Source organism: Thermococcus sp. 21S9, assembly GCF_012027635.1.
GTDB lineage: Archaea > Methanobacteriota_B > Thermococci > Thermococcales > Thermococcaceae > Thermococcus.
Window position 1 is genome coordinate 915856 of sequence record NZ_SNUS01000001.1, and the last position, 16583, is coordinate 932438.

Genomic DNA, 16583 nt, shown 5'->3' on the forward strand with positions numbered 1-16583 from the left:
ATGAGGGGACAGATAAGCCTTGACCTGCTCTTTGCAGTCGCCATAATATCAATAACAATGCTGAGCGTGATGAACGTTGCCCTGAGCGAGAAGACCGAGACGGAGGTTCTCGGCACGTCGGCCCAGCTGAAGGCCTTCGCCATAGACCTGAGGGGAACGGTGGCGAGGCTGTACTCATCCCCCGGGATGACCGTTGTCAAGGAGGCTCCTGTGGAACTCGGGCCCGGGGACTGGATTAACGTAACCCTCACGGCCGACGGTTATCTGCGGGTTCGCGCCCAAATCGGCGGTAGGGAGTACGTTGTAGTGGAAAAGCTCCAAGTGCCTCCAGGGACTACCAGCTCGGTACTGTTGACCCAGTCCGCTCCCGTGTTTAAGGTTTCATCAAGGAGGTCGCCCGATGGTGTGGAAGTCGTCGTCGAAACGTAGGGGTCAGACCGCAATCGAGTTGCTGTTCATAACTGCGATAATCCTGACCGGGATAGTCTACATTCTCCCCTCCGTCGTGTACTCGAATCAAGCTGTCTCGCTCTCGGATGCCTTTAGAACCGCCGGTTCGGACGTCTGCTCGTACCTCAACACCGGCGTCGTGGTCAACGACTCCCTTCACGCGCCCCTCAACAACCTCGTTGAGCTGTGGAACTACACCCCGCTCGGCTGTCGCTTCGTTGGCCTGTCCGTGGAAACGAACTCCTCCGTTAACGCAACACTCGTCTTCGAGTATCCCGGGGGAGCCTTTCCCAACGCCTTTGGGGGGAACGTGACGCTTTACCTTAAGCTCAGGCTTTCGCGTATCTCGGGCTTCAAGCTGGTCGGCGAGAACCTGTACTACGGCGAGAAACCGGTTAACATTACGGTGGTGGTGAGATGAGGCGCGGTCAACTCCTGAGTTTTGACGCCCTCCTTGCGGTGGTTATGGTAATCTTCATGCTCGGCGCGGTTAGTGCTACCTCCGACAACCTGAAAGCGGGCATAACGAACCTTCTCGGCTGGTATGATAGGACGAGCATTCCCGATACTATGCTCGATGTCCTCCTTCAGAGCCCTGGAACTCCTCCGAACTGGAACGAGAACGTCTCTGCCCTCGTGGTTCCCGGGCTGAGGGCGTCATCTGGTCAGTACGTTGACTACAACAAGGCCGTTACCTTCTTTGACCTGCTCAAGAACAACGATTCTCGCGTTCAAAGTGCCCTCCTGAACCTCAGCTTGGGTCACCCGTTCCTGCTCGACTTCTACCTCGGCAGGTGGACGTTCAAGGCGAACTTCACGTGGAACCCGAACGCGAGCGGTGGAACCGTCCCCCCTGGTTTCGTGGTTTACAACGGAACCTGCGCAATCAGGGGAAGCGTTACCCTGACGTTTCCAGACCCCACGATACTGCCCTGTGAGCCACTTGACGTCAGGGGTTCCGCCCGTATAGTGGCGGACTCCAACCTCTGTATAGTGGGCTCGATAGGCGTTGACACCAGGGGTTCAATAACCGTTGACGTCGGTGATTATCCACCTTACCAGTCGTACCCGTACCTCGCGATAGGCGGAGACTGGGAGATAATCGGTGCGGGTACCGTTTACGTAGCCGGCAACACCTACGTCCAGGGCGCCCTCATAGTCCGCGGTATCGGTTCGCGCTCAATCAACATCGCGAAGGACCTCATTATCTACGGGGACACTACCAACCCGTACGTTATAGACATGGCCGGTGCATCGGCCACGATAAACGTTGGAATCGCGGGTTATACGCCTGGAAACGTTTACGTTCGCGTTAACGGGGTGTGGTACGCCTCCAACGAGACCGATGTGTGGTACGAGAAGACCTCAACCGGATGGAAGCGCATTCAGGGTGTTCCACCTGGAATCGTCCTTCCTGCGGGAGTCCTCAGGGTCAACGGGTACCCGCTGTCTCCAGATTGGGTCCCACCTGCCCCTCCGGAATGTTTGAGCTTTGGAACCGGCCAGCCACTCGCGGTGTCGTCCCTCCTCGGTAACTACACCTACCCCCAGGAGCTAAACGCGAGCGAGGCGTGGAACAGGGTGGCCTACACGAACGCGTCGTTCCTCGTTAACCCCTCCAACGTCTCAAGCGTTTTGGAGGCCAGAACCAACGCGACGTGGGTCTCTTACTCAGAGAGGAACACTGTGATGAGCCTGTTTAGGTACAACAGCACCATAACGATTGTCGGCAACGACTCGGGCATTGTACTCGCGGGCGTTCTGCGTTACGATGTGCCGGACTACGCCATGCTCCGCGTTGATGTTCCTGCCGAGACGGGTTACGTCCTTCTTATAGCAGTCGATGGGGGAACCCTCAAGGCAATCGGCATATGGAAGACCTCGGTTAACGGGTCGGTCAACGCGGAAGTCTGGGAGGATAGCGGTACCGGCCTCAGTACCGTTGCAACTTTCAGGGGTTCCAACACCTCCGTGACGATTCCCTGGAGCGTAATCTTCAGCGGACCGGCGGGCTTTGGCAGGCCCGTTCTGCTCTACATGTACTCCAATGGGTTCACCGGGCCGGTAACGCTCGTTGACGAGGGTGACATAGGGGTTCTTATGACACCGATGTACGAGCCCCTGCTTGTAAAACTCTGGGTGTGGGATGAGCCATGAGGCGAGGTTTTGTTTTTACCCTTGATGCAGTCCTCGCTCTATTCCTTGTCCTCATTATGATAACCGCCATCACCACAGCCGAGAGCCAGGTCCAGTCCGTTTACAAGACGAAGATGCGGATGGGAGAGCTTGGGGACGCGAACGCCATGCTCAAACTCCTCCGTACCGTCCCGCTGAGTCAGCTCGTTCCTGCGGACGTCGTTCAGAAGTGGGAGAACGGACCGGACCCTGTAATCAACCTGACCCTCGTGTCCCCGGATATGAGCCCCCTTGAGATAGCCGCCACGTACTGGGCGGTCAGCCCGCTTTACCCCTCCCAGAACTACCGGGAGAAGGCTTCAATAATCCTCGGCTACATCCTGAATTCTACACTCAAGGGCTACAACTACGAGCTCCTGATAAACAACTGGACGGACGCTTTCATGAGCAAGGGAACCTACAACTACACCCTTGCGAGGGACGTCTCTGCCGCGACCCTCGTGCTCAGCGGTTACTCCTACAACCAGACTCCGAGGGGTTACGTTGCGAGGGCTTTCCTGAGCAAGCTGAGGGAGAAAGTCACAAGCTACGTTTACCAGGGTGACTACATCGCCACGAAGCACGGAAGCAGGGACATCGAGATAACGTACATCATCCCAACAAGTCAGTTCCCCGTTAACTCGACTGTGCTGAACGTTACATGGTACCTTGAGCCCGCTTACACATACTCCTACTACGACGTTTCCCTCAACGGTTACTCCCTCGACAGCTGTCTCCCGAGGTACGGGCTCGTTGATTACGGATACGAGATAACCTCCTCCTCGTGTCCTGCATTGGCCACCCTCGTTCAGGATGCCGTTGACAACGGGAGTGACTCCAACTTCACTGTGGTTGTTTCCAAGGACTACCAGGTGGCCGGTGAGGACGGTGCCCAGCACATCATAATAACTTACTCTACCTCGCAGGCGTCCACCTTCAAGTATCCCCACTACTATTACTTCGCAGACGTCAAGACGTACGATTCGGTCTACATTGAGAAGTACGTTTTCGTGCCCGGAAACCTAACGGACCTCTCCATAAAGCTGGCCGGTGAGAACATAAAGTCCGTGACTGCAAGTATTCGCGTCTACGGCGTTGACTCGAGGAGCTTCCCGCTGATTGACGAGGGTGGTTACTTCGTCGCCGACAACAGTACCCTGGCATCGGTTGTGGAGGGAATGGGCTTCAACTACTCGGACCTCTCCGGGACTTACTTCACGATACTCTTCAACGTCACCTGGGACGGCACGGGTGAGCTCCACATCGACGGAAGGAACTCCTACGTCTACGCCGACTACATCCCCTTCACCGCAATGAGTCTTTACTCAGTTGACGTTACCCAGCTCATAAACGACTACACCGTTGACCCCACCACCGAGTACTACAACACTGGCTTCTACGGCGACGTTCAGTGGGACTGGAACATCCCCGACTACGCGACCCCGCTGTATACTACCTTCCAGCTCCCCTGGCTCCACATAGTTGGTTCCAACTCGCCCTGTGAGCAGAAGGTCTCAATCCTGATGAACGCGACGACCAACACCTGGGTCAAGCTCTACGATGCTCCGGTTTACAACACCTTCATCAACGCCTTCGCCCGCTGGGGGTACACGACCGTAACAAGGGACTACCTCGGCAATCCCGTCGAGAACGCCCTCCACGGCGGTCACAACGCGCTTCACCTTCAGTTTGGTAGCTGTTACTACGTCTCGCCCGAGCACGCACTTGCCTCAGTGGTGTACCTGCTCAATGCATACGCTCCCTACGGAAACGTTAAGCCCTACCTGATGCAGGGCTATCCCAACGTCAAGGCTTACAACCTGACATACGCCTACAACGTGAGCGGTGTGGTGAGGTACGGCTCCATAATAGTTGGCGATTCAACGGCGATAGAGAGCGGGGAGTACATGAACCTGACTGCCTGTGACCTCAAACCCGATGAATACGCGGTTGACGACGCCATACTGAGGCTGTTCAACAACCTCGGCGGAGACGGCTGTACCAAGCCTGTGCTCGTTGACCTCGGCGACACGATGATAAACTACGTCTCCCTTCCCGGCGTTCCGAGGTCTATCTCTCCGATAACCGTTACCCTTAGGGTGTGGAGGGTTGGTGGATGAAGAGGCGAGGCTTCATAATAAACTCAACCGTTCTCGTTCTTCTCATACCCTTACTCCTGCTTCTCGCCACCTACAGCAACGTTACCTCATACGTTCTTCAGGCTCAATCACAGGCGACCCGTTTGAAAACGACGCAGGACGTTGTATCGTACCTTCAACTCGACCTCCAGAACGTCATGAGGCTCTCGATTAAGAGGGCCCTCGTCCTCAGCATAGCCTTCGTGACCTCCGTGCAACCCCTTGACAACGCCCAGCTCGCCCTCGAGGACCTCGTCAAGTACGGGGCGTATCCCCAGATAACCTCGGCCGGCGCGGACTGGGCGTCCCGGGAGAGGCAGTTCATGGGAAACGCCACTCTACTCGACTGGCTGAACAACATGAGGGACTACCTCGCCACGATGGGGTACAGGATGGTCACTCCCCCATCCCAGGTGCTGGACAGCATAAACCTGACAATCGCCCCCCTTGACTCCTTCCACATAGTTGCGAACGTCACTATTCCCCACATCGTCATCGAGGACTCCTCTGGCAAGATAGTCTACAACTCGAGCATTCCCCCAACTGGCTCGCTCTACGTCGTCGTGCCAATCACTAACCTTGAGGACCCCCTTGTTTCGTACCTCACCAGGGGCAGGCTCTCCAGGGTCATAAACCCCTGCCAGTTCGCGTACCCAAACATAACCCCTCCCTACTACCTCCTCACGGGGTACGGTGACCCGGAGACGATGCCCCTCAAGTTCGCCGCACCCTTCGCGCCCACGATAGCCTCAGATAAAATCTACTACGGCGACACATATCCGGGAGACGGCGCCCTTGCTTATGTTCTCAAGGACCAGCCCACGACCACCCCAAGCTCGGCCTTCGTCTTTGATACCCGCGTAAACGGCTCACTCGTGTCTCCGTCGGATGTTCTTAAGGATGGCAACATGGGTGTTATGGTCTTCTCCGGAACCGTTGGAGCGGGCACTACATGGTGTGACGACAACTATGCCATGAAGACCGATTTCACCCTGTCAGGCGTCTCCGATGGTCAGGTAGTCCTGCTGAAGTTCAACCCTGCTACGGTTCCGTTTTCCCAGATACGGCACAACGGCTCCTACGCCGATTTGAGGATATACACCTCAAGCTGTGTTCCCGCCCGCTACTGGATTGAAAAATGGGACTCGAACGAGGTCTTGATTTGGCTCAACGTCACCGGAACATCTTATTCAATCTACTACTCCTCCGACACCGGCGCTCCCCTGAGCAGGGGATACCTCAACAACGTCTTTGGCAACAACTACGTTGAGAACGTTACCCTTTCCCCCGGCCAGTCTCTCTTCCTCTTCAACACTACTTCCCCTGTCTTCATCCGCTACAACGCCTCAGCATCAGCCAACGCAGACTTCGGGGGAGGTGTCTCCCTGAACGTCTCGGCCCGGATTCCCGCTAACGTCCTCAACGTGTCCCTTGATTACCCATCGAGCGTTTCCGACGTCCAGGTGCCTGTGTACCTCAACTCAACCTGGGCTTCGCTGATTCCCCACTCCGGCAACGAGGCAAGGATTGAGGTTTACTCCGACCCAAGCCTAACGACCGCCCTGCCCTTCTGGATTGAGTACTGGAACAACAATGGCGCCCTCATATGGGTGAGGACGAGCGTCCCAGGTAACGTTTACATCCGCTTCGGCGATGACCTTCCCCTAACCCAGGGCAACGGAAGTCAGGTCTTCGAGTTCTTCGACGACTTCTCATATCTGACGGCTGGACTGCCCGGCTCGACCATAGCGAGCCTGCTGGAGAGCCACGGTTGGAACGTCGGGGGCGACACAGATTATCTGACCTCCGGAAACGGGGTCCTTGATGTCAGCGGGGACTCGAGCTGGTACTATCCTGAGGTGTGGCTGTGGACGCAGAAGAGGTTCCCCTATTACACCTACGTCGTGGGAATGGGTGTTAAGCTAAACGGGGAGCCTTTCCTCGGGTGGTACATCACGAGCACCGACATCGGATTGATTGAGCATATCTATTACTCCAGCTTCTACAACGGCTACTATGGACACCTCTACACCTTTGACTTCGACCAGGGTGACGAGCTGTCCTATTACGGAACCGGTGGTGAGTACCTGTACAACGCCTGGACCCACCTTGAGATTGCCATCGACTGGACATCAACGGGTGGAGTGTACTTCGAGACCTACCAGAACCAGACGGGTCCGTTCACTGGAACCTGGGGTGGCGATACAGTGAGCGTCAGCTACTACTCGACCTTCTACCCCTACAGCAACACCGCCATAGGCCTTGGACAGTTCTACGGTGGCCCCACTGAGTACGACTTCGTCTACGTGAGGAAGTACCTCGACCTCAGTGCCCTTGACGAGAACGTTAGCAGGGTGTACACCGAGAAGTCCACCTCTTTCCAGCTCGTCGACAACTGGACCACCTCCGGAAGGCTCTTCATACTCCAGGACTGGAACACAACCCTCGCGAGTTATCCGGCAGGAACCTGGCCGATTGACGTTCCCAACCGCTACGAGGTCGATGTGGTTCCGTACACCAACCTGTTCCTCAACTACACCCACGAGCCCAACTCCGCAGTGTCCCAGAACTCGAACTCAATAGTCAACGTTTCAGTTGCCGGCAACATTAGCGTTTACCTGACCGTGAACAACAGCGCAGGAAACTCCGCCCACTTTTCCTGGGTCTTCTGGGCACCGTATCCGTACAGTGTGCTCTCTCCTGTGCTTGGGGCTCCCCAGCAGAGGCCACCCGCGGGCAACTACGTGAGTGCAAGGGTCTTCGACATTCAGCCCTTCATAAGTTGCATCCTCGACGACAGGTACTTCGGCGTTGCCGGGGCACCGTCTTTCTTTGAGCGCCTTGAGGGCGGAAGCTCTGTTCACAGGGCCCATTACGTCGCCCTTGCCCAGGCCATGCAGAAGGCCGTTTACGGAAGCGTTAAGTACCCCATCGGCCTGGTGAGTTTCATACTCCCCAAGAACCTCCCTGCAAACCTGAACTTCCTCGTTCGCGAGCAACCTGCCGTGGACTACATCTACCTCGACTACGCCGATTACCCCGGCGACGACCCCAGCGCCATGCAGGTCCTTGGAATATCAGCCACTGGCGGAATATCAACGACTCCCGTCCTGGACCAGAACTTTTACCTTACCCCGACCACAGCAAGCCTCATATTCGGCCCGTACGCCAACGACCTGCTCGTTCCAATAGGCTCAGGGTGATGTAAATGGCAGTGGACGAGTTCCTTTACTCAATCGGTGAGGGGGTAGAGCGCATCGCCTCCGCCTTCAGGTCTTTCATTTTCCCTGAACCTGCTGAGAACCCGCCTCGTTTTGGCTTCACGCGGAGGCTCGTTAAATCCAGGGTCACGCTCCACGAGCTCTTCAGCCTTCACCTCCAGCTCTGCTTCCTGCTCTACCTGGCCCTGAACTTTGTGGTGGTGTTCCTGGTGAGTAGCCCCCTGTGGGTGCTCGTCCTGGCGGTTCCCTACTTCCTGTACCTCCGCTACCTTTTCAACCGCTACGGTCACTTTCTCCTCGAGGAAAAACCCTATCGGGTCTTCTACACAGTAATCTCGGCACTCTCTTTCCTTGCGTTCTTTGGCTACTCCCTCGTCAGGCTATACGCCGGCGGAGTTCTCTACGTTTACGCCTACGTGATGGGGATAGCCGTCCTCGTCCTGCTCTTCCGCTGGTACTTCAAGAGAACCTTCGGCAGAGACTACACGTACGGCGTCGTCGAGGAACTCAAAGGCGACCTCGTCAGGGTCTTCGTACACGATGACCTCTCCGCCAATGTCAAGCCCGGCCTTTACTGGCTTCCGGCGGTTCCCGACGCCGAGCCCGGAAGGGTCGTTAAGGTTCTCGTGGAGGACAGGGCTTTCCGGAGCGCCAAGCCCGTGAGGATAATAGAGGTTTACCTCTCTCAGTCCTCCCAGAGCTCCACCGAGCCGAAGAACGCAACGGAGTGAAGGACGAGCAGATAAATGGAATGGTGGGGTTCCACCAGGTTGGTCTTGGCGAATCCCTCCCCACTTTTCTCCACGACCAGCGGTTCCACAAGGGGGTGCCCGGGGTCGATTGTCAGGGACTCCTTCGTGGTCTGCACGTGGTAACCTATTCCTTCTGCAACCCTCTCAACGAAATCCCGGAACCTTTCCCACTTGTCGACCCTGGTTCGGTAGTAAACCGTGTGCCCCACGCTATCACCAATGGAGGTAATGCTAAAACCTTAAAAAGTTTTTCTTAATGCAACTTTAGCTCGTAACAACCCCTAAGTTTTTAAAGGCAGGTACTCGTGCTCGGGTGGTGGTGCCATGATAGACCTTCTCGAACTCTTCAAGTACCTCCTGATTCTCTACGGTGGCCTGTTTGCGATAACAAACCCGGTTGGAGCTGTCCCAGTGTTTCTTAGCGTTACCCACGACCTCAGCCTCCGCGAGAGACGCGAGATAGCGACGAAAACAGCCCTAACGGTCGTGATAACGCTCGTCGTCTTTGCCCTCATCGGCCAGTGGATTTTTCGGTTCTTCGGCTCGAGCGTTGACGCTTTCGCGATAGCCGGTGGAATCCTCCTCTTCAGGATGGCGATGGACATGCTCTCGGGCAGACTCTCGTCGGTCAAGATAAGCAGGGAGGAGACGGAGGAGTTTGATGATGAGGTGGTTACTCTTGAAGAAGTCGCCATAATACCCCTCGCGATTCCACTGATTTCCGGGCCCGGTGCCATAACGACAGTGATGCTCTACATGGCGAAGGCGGGGAGCGTCGCCGAGAGGGCGGTTGTCCTGCTCACGATAGTTCTCATCGGCGTTACCGTCTGGCTCGTCCTCTGCTCGGCGAACGTGATTAAGGCCCGCCTCGGAAGGGTCGGCATAAAGGTCATGACGAGAATGATGGGTCTAATTCTGACGTCGATGGCAGTTCAGATGATTATAAACGGCATTAAGGGGGCCTTTGGCCTCTGATTTTTCCAAAACCCTTAAATCGTCCGGGTTGAACCTTTACCGGTGTTGAAAATGCGCGGAGACCTGATAAGGATTCTGAGCGCCGTTGAGGAGAAGGCGAACGAGCTGAAGCTTGAGGGCTTCGAGCCCGATGTGGTTCTCGTCGGCGGTGAAGCCTACGAGTTCATAAAGGCCCAGGTGAACGAGGAGTTCGGTGGCGACGAGGAGGTTCTTGAGCTCTCTGGTCTGCCTGTGAGGATAGTCGACGAACTCGGTAAGGACGCGGTGGTAATAGACAGCAAGGCCCTCGGCTACGCTCCCTCTGCCAAGCGTTTCACCGTCGTGAAGTGACCAGCCAGGCCCTTCCGTTTCTCATTTCGACCCTTACTCCGGCCAGAAACAGCAGGCCCAGCGAGACTGCCATAACGTCCGCCAGACTGCCCGGGTTCCTTAAGTCACCCTTCTCGCGCATGAACGCGTCGAACTCCTCAAGGCTCAGCTTTCCCTCCACGACGTCTCTCGCCTTTTCCCTGACGAGCTCTGCCTCGTCCCTTCCGGCCTTGCGCAGGATTAGCGTGTCAAGGTTTTCCGCGAGGAGCTCGATGAACACCCCAACGACGGTCTCCTCCAGTGGGCCGGGGATTCTTTCTGCGAGCCTCTCGAAGGTCTCGTAGGTGAGCCGGTAACCCTCAATCCACTCGCGGAAAACGAGCTCCCTGCCCCTGCTAATCTCGGCAATCCCCGAGAGGTTTATCCTGTCCCTGAAGAGCTCCTCGAAGGCCTTCTCCGAGTAGACGTCGTACTTTACTCCACTCGGGAGCCCCTTGGGGTTCGCGATTCTTATCGCCCGGTAGAGCTCCATCGTGTCCCTCACCGTTGACTCCTCGAGGAGTAGCTTCGCCTTCTCGCCACCCTCGCGTATCTTCCTCGTCATAGAGAGCCCCATCAGGAGCGGAATCGAGAGGACTATCACCCCAAAGTTCGGGTTGGCATCTTGTACCCTTTTGCTCGCCTCAACGCTCCGCCTTATGAGCTCTCCTATTCCAGCCTCGTTCGGCCTGAGAAGGCCGGAGCGGATTGACTCGGCCCTCTTTATGGCTTCATGGTAGACCCCTGTCAAGGCAGGATACGCAACGAGAAAGTTGTAGATGCTCAAATCCTCGAAGTCCCTTCTCCTGCTCACGTTCCCTGGTTTTGGGACGGTCGCCTCCACGAGTGGGCCTGTGAGAAAAGCCCTGATGAGTTCCCACCGGTTCATTCTTCCACCACTGGAAGAAGGGAGGGGGACCTTAAAAAGTCAGCCCCCGACCTCGACGTTTCCCACCACGTCGTTCACGGAGACCTCAACCGACCCGTTTCCGGTGGCGTCGTTGATGACGTTGCCCATAACGTTCCTCGCCTTGAGCACCGCGCCCTTCCCCGATGGGACCGCAACGACCACGTTTCCAACCACGTCGCTGACGGTGACACTATCCCTCGCGTTGATGTAGACGTTTCCCACGATGTTCGAAACGCTGTAGTCCGCCCACGCGCGCCCCTTAACCGTCCCAACGATGTTGGAGAGCTCCACGTTCGTCGCGTTCACGCCAACGTAAACGGTCCCAACGACGTTCTCAACCTTCACGTAATCGAGCTTCTCAGGAACCTCGACGATTACCGTTCCGTTCCTGTAATCGTCGCAGAGGGTTCCGCCACCGAAATAGCCGTGCTTTGAGGGGCAGTAGACGGTTAGGACGTCGTTTTGAAGGCTCGCCCTGACGGGGAGGTTGCTCCTGACGACAGCTCCGCTCACGTTGGCCGGGACAATCGAGACGTCGCCGTTGACGTTTACGACCTTCAGGCTCGAGATAGAGGAGTTGAGAGTATCGATAGTTACCACCCTGCCGGCCGTCTTCTTGGGTTCTGAGCCGTTTATCGCTATCTTTCCGCTCACGGCCAGCACCGTCACAGTACCTGCAACCAGAAGGACGAGCAGGAAAATGCCGAGCGCGAGGCCGTGAATGCCACCCTTTCTCATGGACTCACCCATGAGAATAATCTCATATTTCCGTATAAGCTTTACGCAAAAACGGGGAAAGAAGGGTTCAGCGGAGCAGTTTGACGAACTCCCTCATCCAGGCGTACAAATCCCCGGGGTGCCTTGAGCTGACCCAGTTGCCGTCGACGACAACCGGCTCGTTCACCCACTCGGCACCGGCGTTGATGACGTCATCCCTTATGGTTATCGTGCTCGTTCCCTTCCTGCCCTTGAGGACCTTTGCCGAGATTAGTATCTGTGGCCCGTGGCAGATGCTCGCGACCGGCTTTCCGTCCTCGAACATCTTCTTCGTTATCGCCACGGCCTTCTCGTTGAGCCTCACCCTCTCAGGCGCCTTTCCGCCCGGAAGGACGAGGGCGTCGAATTCATCGGGGTCAACCTCGTCAAAGGCCAGCTGAACCTCAACGGTGTAGCCGTGTTTTCCGGTAATCTTTCCGCGCTCGAAGCTCGCTATGTAGACCTCGTGGCCCTCCTCCTTGAGCCTGTGGAGCGGGTAAATCAGCTCAACGTCCTCAAAATCGTTGGCGCTGAGGAACAGAACCTTCACTTCAATCACCCCCTTAACGTTCAGAAGAATATATGGGTGACCGCTTATAACCCTAACTGGACAAAAATGGTTAGAGCGGGAGCTCGGTGGTTTCCTTGTGGGTCTTGAGGACGACCATCGTGTGGGTTGATTCTACCCCGTCGACCTCTCCAATCTTGTCGAGGAACTCGTTGAGCTCCTCACTGCTCCTCGTTCTGATTTTGACGAGCATGTCGTAGTCCCCGGTCGTCTCGTAGACCTCGCATATCTGGGGGTACTTCTTGAGCTCGTCCGCGACGTGACCGTACATCCCGGCGCGGGCCTTTATGAGAATGAAGGCGAGAATCTTGAAGCCCAGTGAGTCCGGGTCGAGAATGACCGTGAACTTCTTTATTATTCCCCTATCCTTCAGCTTCTTTATGCGTTCGTATATGGTTGATTCCGCCAGTCCAACTTCCTTAGAAATCTCACGAAGGGGCGTTCTGCTGTTCCGCTGGAGTATCGTGAGTATTTTTCTATCAACCTCATCCAGACCGCTCCTCGTCATTCTCACCACCGTCATGGAAAATTTTCGGCAATCCTTATAAATTTGCCGATTCTCGATAACCATACGTTTATAAAACGCCGTTCGTCTTTTAGTTCCGGGCCGGGGGTGAGCAGGAATGCCAACGAACGTAACAGCGGAGTACCTTGCCGCGGAGGAGGAATACAGGAACGCAAAGACAATTCCCGAGAAGATTCGAGCCCTTGAAAAGATGTACGCGACGGTTCCGAAGCACAAGGGAACCGAAAAGCTCCGCCTCCAGATAAAGCGCAAGTTAGCGGAGCTCAGGAAGGAACTGGAGAAGCAGAGGCAGATGAGGAAAGGCGGTGGCGGGCCCTCGATGGCCGTCAGGAAAGAGGGCGCGGCGCAGATAGTTTTGGCCGGTCTTCCCAACGTCGGCAAGAGCTCCCTCCTCAAAGCTCTAACAAACGTCGATGCGGACGTTGCAGATTACGCCTTCACAACCGTTCAGCCGATTCCGGGAATGATGCACCACAAGGACGTTCAAATCCAGCTCGTTGAGGTTCCCGGCCTCGTTGAGGGTGCCGCTTTGGGTAAAGGAATGGGCCCACAGCTCCTTAGCGTCATAAGGAACGCCGATGCCATAGCGATAGTCGTTGACCTCTCCCAGGACCCGGTCAAGCAGATGGAAACCCTTCTCCGGGAGTTTGAGAGGGCCGGAATAAAGGTCAACAAGAGGAAGCCGAGGGTCGAAATCAAGAGAACCGCGATGGGCGGAATCGTCATCAACGGCCAGGAGAACATAAAGGGCGATATTCAGGAGGTCATGAAGATGCTCCGCGAGGAGCGCATACACTCGGCTGAGATAACTGTCAAGGAGCCCGTAACGCTCGAAGAGTTCGCCGATGCCATAGACGAGAGCCTCGTCTGGAGGAGGGCGATAATCATAGCAAACAAGGGCGACGCCCCCGGGAGCAAGGAGAACTACGAGAAACTCGTCAAGGCCTACGGCGACCGCTTCAAGATAATCCCTATATCGGCAAAGAAGGGCATAAACCTCGACAAGCTGAAGGACGAGCTCTACGATTTGGCCGGAATCATTCGCGTTTTCACCAAGAGTCCCGGCGAGGAGCCGGCCTATCCACCGGTTGCCCTCAAGAAAGGCTCCACCGTTATGGACCTGGCCGAGAGAATTCACAAGGACTTCGCCAAGAACTTCCGCTATGCGAGGGTCTGGGGCAAGAGCGTCAAGTTCCCCGGTCAGAGAGTCGGTGCCGACCACGTGCTCGAGGACGGCGACATAGTGGAGATTCACGCCCGTTAACGGCAGAACGGCCCCTTGCAGGTTCTTCTTCCCTTCCCGGTCAGTACGTCGAGGCTGTATTCCTTTCCATCGAGGCTGTCGAGAATTAGCCTCTCGCCGTCCCTTTCGAAAATCCAGAAGACCTTGTAGGCGAGCTCTTCCCTGACGACCTCAATCCTCGGGAGCCACCACGAGATTACGCGCGAGTTTCCCCAGGTTATGGCGCTCTCAAAGGCCTTCATTCTGGCCTCTTCCTCGTCGACGAGCGGGTTCATAACGGCCTTTTCGTCAACCTCCCACTCCTGGAGTTCTATGAACCTGTCTCCCCTCTCCGCGCCGAACCGGTAGAGGTCAACGTAGGCGAAGTAGTCGAAGACCCTGTCCTTCATGCCGAGCCTCTTGTAGTGGAGTCGTAGGTGATATATCCTGTACGGGTAGAGAATGAAGTTTGATTCCATCTCAGGCTGGAATATTGGGCGCATAACCTTCACGGTCTTCATGGTCAACACCATAACGCTTTGTTTCAATTCGACTTTCCTAATTTTCCCAAACAGTTCACTCAATAGTTTTTAACGATAGGTTTATAACTTTTTGGCAACAATATACAGTGCTGGCTATCAACCAGCATATATATACAGGAGGGTTCAATATGGGGCTCAGTGCCGGTGGATGGGCATTGTTGTTGGTGCCAACCCTTCTCGGTATAGCAACTATGCTCCTCTATGGTTTTTGGGACAAGATAACGGGCGAGGAGTACTACGTTGACGACGACATCCTGGCCTACGACGAAGACCTGATTAAACAGCAGGAGGGAGGGGCATGAACACCGAGATACTGCTCGGTTTTCTGTTCTACCTCGCGTTGCTGGCCTACATCGGCTGGTGGGCCAACAAGTACACCAAGACCGAGGACCAGTACTTCGTTGGGGGAAGAAAGGTTCACGTTTTGGCGGCTACACTCTCAGACAAGGCGAGTGACTTCAGTGGCTGGCTGATGCTCGGCTACCCGGGAAGCGCCTTCAAAGCCGGCCTCGGTGCGTTCTGGGCTGCGGTGGGCTGTCTCTTCGGAACGCTCGCGGACTACGTCCTCATCGGTCCAAGGCTCAGAATCTACGCCGGTAAGTTCAGGGCGATAACGGTTCCGGACTATCTTGAGGCCAGGCTCAAGGACGACACCAAGCTGATAAGAATCCTGAGCGCCATTATAATCCTCGTCTTCATGACGGCTTACGTCGCGGCCCAGTTCACGGCCGGCGGAAAAACGTTTGCAGAGGGCTTTGGAATCAGCGACAACGCGGGAATAATCCTAACGGTGATAATCCTGACGGCTTACGTCATAACCGGTGGCTTCTTCGCGGTCGTCTGGACCGACGTCGTTCAGGCCATGTTCATGCTACTGACGCTTATAGTGGTTCCGATTCTCGCCCTGGTTGAGATAGGTGGTTTCGACAAGGCGACCCAGATAATAGCCCAAACGGACCCGACCAAGCTCGACCCCTTTGGAGGTGCAACCGGCTGGGCCGCGATAATCTTCGCCATCGGTTATGCTTCATGGATAGTCGGCTACCTAGGACAGCCCCACATCGTCACGCGCTACATGAGCGTTGAAGACCCGAGGAAGCTCAGAAGACCTGGAATCTTCATCAGCGGAACCTGGACAATCCTCGTCCTCTGGGGTGCGTTCTTTGCGGGATTCCTGGGCTTCGCGATGTACGCCGCGGGAATGCTGAAGGTCAGCGACCCGGAGAAGGTAATCCCGGCGATGGCAGTTGAACTCATGCCCGGCTGGCTGGCCGGCTTCGTCATAGCGGGAATAATCTCGGCCGTCATGAGCACAGCGGACTCACAGCTCCTCGTGGCCTCCTCTGCCATAGCGAGGGACTTCTATCACAAGGTCCTTGGCAAGGAGGTCGGCAAGAGGCAGATGGTTAACATATCGAGGCTCGTCGTTGCTGGCGTCGCCCTCGTCGGGCTCTGGTTCGCACTGACAGGCAACAAGGTCGTCTACGAGATGGTGGCAACTGCCTGGGGCGGTCTCGCTGTCGGATTCGGGCCGATTCTCGTGCTGAGCCTCTGGTGGAAGCGCGTCACCAAGGAGGGAGCGATAGTCGGCATGGCCTACGGACTAATCAGCGAGGTTCTCCTTGAGGCCAAGGTCTACGGCTGGGCATTCAACCCCAACGCCCCGGGAATCTTCGGAACAATCGGCTCCTGGTTCAACGGCGTCCCGGTGTTCTTCATCAACTTCTTCGTCACGCTGTTCGTCATAATCGTCGTCAGCCTGCTCACCAAGCCCCCTGAGGACATCATGAAGCTCCACGAGGAGCTCTTCAAGAAGGTTCCCATCGAGACCGGAAAGAAGAGCATCGCCGAGACCAGGGCCAAGAGCCAGGTTGAGAACGTCGCCGACTTCCTCATCGAGCGCGGTCTCGCCTGACCCTCTTTAACCATTTTTGGACAACCTAACGTTTATAAGCATTGGTGTATAAGGTCGAACGCTTACCGTAAAATTTTCGGGGTGG

General features: G+C 56.0%; 17 protein-coding genes. 11 read left to right on the forward strand and 6 right to left on the reverse strand.

The features are described 5' to 3' along the window. Genes E3E28_RS05225 through E3E28_RS05250 form a run of 6 tightly spaced genes read left to right on the forward strand, consistent with a single transcriptional unit; the run spans position 1 to position 8715 of the window. Positions 1-429, forward strand: coding sequence for a hypothetical protein (locus E3E28_RS05225; protein ID WP_167914313.1), 429 nt, complete (start codon positions 1-3; stop codon positions 427-429). Further along, complete coding sequence (locus E3E28_RS05230; RefSeq protein ID WP_167914314.1) at positions 401-871, forward strand: hypothetical protein; 471 nt, start codon at positions 401-403, stop codon at positions 869-871. The genes E3E28_RS05225 and E3E28_RS05230 overlap by 29 nt, the downstream gene beginning before the upstream one ends. After that, a complete protein-coding gene (locus E3E28_RS05235) occupies positions 868-2607 on the forward strand; it encodes a hypothetical protein (protein ID WP_167914315.1) in 1740 nt (579 codons plus the stop codon). The genes E3E28_RS05230 and E3E28_RS05235 overlap by 4 nt, the downstream gene beginning before the upstream one ends. Then, a complete protein-coding gene (locus E3E28_RS05240) occupies positions 2604-4745 on the forward strand; it encodes a hydrolase (protein ID WP_167914316.1) in 2142 nt (713 codons plus the stop codon). Before E3E28_RS05235 ends, E3E28_RS05240 begins: the two co-directional genes overlap by 4 nt. Then, on the forward strand, positions 4742-7966 hold the full coding sequence (locus E3E28_RS05245; protein WP_167914317.1) for a DUF2341 domain-containing protein: 3225 nt from the start codon (positions 4742-4744) through the stop codon (positions 7964-7966). Before E3E28_RS05240 ends, E3E28_RS05245 begins: the two co-directional genes overlap by 4 nt. 5 nt (positions 7967-7971) lie before the next feature. Continuing rightward, positions 7972-8715, forward strand: a complete 744-nt coding sequence (locus tag E3E28_RS05250; RefSeq protein ID WP_167914318.1) for a DUF2101 family protein — start codon at positions 7972-7974, stop codon at positions 8713-8715. On the opposite strand, the gene E3E28_RS05255 is transcribed toward E3E28_RS05250, so the two are convergent. Then, on the reverse strand, positions 8670-8945 hold the full coding sequence (locus E3E28_RS05255; protein ID WP_167914319.1) for a TonB-dependent receptor: 276 nt from the start codon (positions 8943-8945) through the stop codon (positions 8670-8672). The two genes, E3E28_RS05250 and E3E28_RS05255, sit on opposite strands and share 46 nt — an antisense overlap. Positions 8946-9060: 115 nt before the next feature. Between E3E28_RS05255 and snatA the strand changes: the two genes are divergently transcribed. Continuing rightward, entirely contained in the window at positions 9061-9711 is a 651-nt protein-coding gene (snatA, locus tag E3E28_RS05260) for a neutral amino acid NAAT transporter SnatA (protein WP_167914320.1), read from the forward strand. Positions 9712-9762: 51 nt separating this feature from the next. Continuing rightward, the gene (locus E3E28_RS05265; RefSeq protein ID WP_167915224.1) at positions 9763-10041 is read left to right on the forward strand and encodes a family 4A encapsulin nanocompartment shell protein; all 279 of its coding nucleotides are present in this window, start codon (positions 9763-9765) and stop codon (positions 10039-10041) included. Here E3E28_RS05265 and E3E28_RS05270 read toward each other — a convergent pair. The 4 genes from E3E28_RS05270 to E3E28_RS05285 all read right to left on the reverse strand — a co-directional run bounded on the left by E3E28_RS05270 (position 10025) and on the right by E3E28_RS05285 (position 12801). Continuing rightward, positions 10025-10948 (reverse strand): triphosphoribosyl-dephospho-CoA synthase, encoded by a 924-nt coding sequence (locus E3E28_RS05270; protein WP_167914321.1) that lies wholly within the window; start codon positions 10946-10948, stop codon positions 10025-10027. The two genes, E3E28_RS05265 and E3E28_RS05270, sit on opposite strands and share 17 nt — an antisense overlap. 39 nt (positions 10949-10987) lie before the next feature. Next, positions 10988-11707 carry a hypothetical protein gene (locus E3E28_RS05275; protein WP_167914322.1) on the reverse strand — a complete coding sequence of 240 codons (720 nt, stop codon included), beginning with the start codon at positions 11705-11707 and terminating at the stop codon, positions 10988-10990. Between the two features lie 67 nt (positions 11708-11774). Next, entirely contained in the window at positions 11775-12275 is a 501-nt protein-coding gene (gene pfpI / locus E3E28_RS05280; protein WP_167915225.1) for a deglycase PfpI, read from the reverse strand. A gap of 70 nt (positions 12276-12345) precedes the next feature. Next, positions 12346-12801: an Lrp/AsnC family transcriptional regulator gene (locus E3E28_RS05285; RefSeq protein WP_042691471.1), complete on the reverse strand. Its 456-nt coding sequence runs from the start codon at positions 12799-12801 to the stop codon at positions 12346-12348. A 115-nt stretch (positions 12802-12916) separates the two neighbouring features. Between E3E28_RS05285 and E3E28_RS05290 the strand changes: the two genes are divergently transcribed. Next, positions 12917-14083: a GTP-binding protein gene (locus E3E28_RS05290; RefSeq protein ID WP_167914323.1), complete on the forward strand. Its 1167-nt coding sequence runs from the start codon at positions 12917-12919 to the stop codon at positions 14081-14083. On the opposite strand, the gene E3E28_RS05295 is transcribed toward E3E28_RS05290, so the two are convergent. Further along, positions 14080-14562 (reverse strand): hypothetical protein, encoded by a 483-nt coding sequence (locus tag E3E28_RS05295; protein WP_167914324.1) that lies wholly within the window; start codon positions 14560-14562, stop codon positions 14080-14082. The genes E3E28_RS05290 and E3E28_RS05295 overlap by 4 nt on opposite strands. A gap of 149 nt (positions 14563-14711) precedes the next feature. Between E3E28_RS05295 and E3E28_RS05300 the strand changes: the two genes are divergently transcribed. Together E3E28_RS05300 and E3E28_RS05305 are read left to right on the forward strand one after the other, a co-directional pair. Beyond that, entirely contained in the window at positions 14712-14885 is a 174-nt protein-coding gene (locus tag E3E28_RS05300; RefSeq protein ID WP_167914325.1) for a hypothetical protein, read from the forward strand. After that, on the forward strand, positions 14882-16498 hold the full coding sequence (locus tag E3E28_RS05305; RefSeq protein ID WP_167914326.1) for a sodium/proline symporter: 1617 nt from the start codon (positions 14882-14884) through the stop codon (positions 16496-16498). The genes E3E28_RS05300 and E3E28_RS05305 overlap by 4 nt, the downstream gene beginning before the upstream one ends. Positions 16499-16583: the final 85 nt, after the last annotated feature.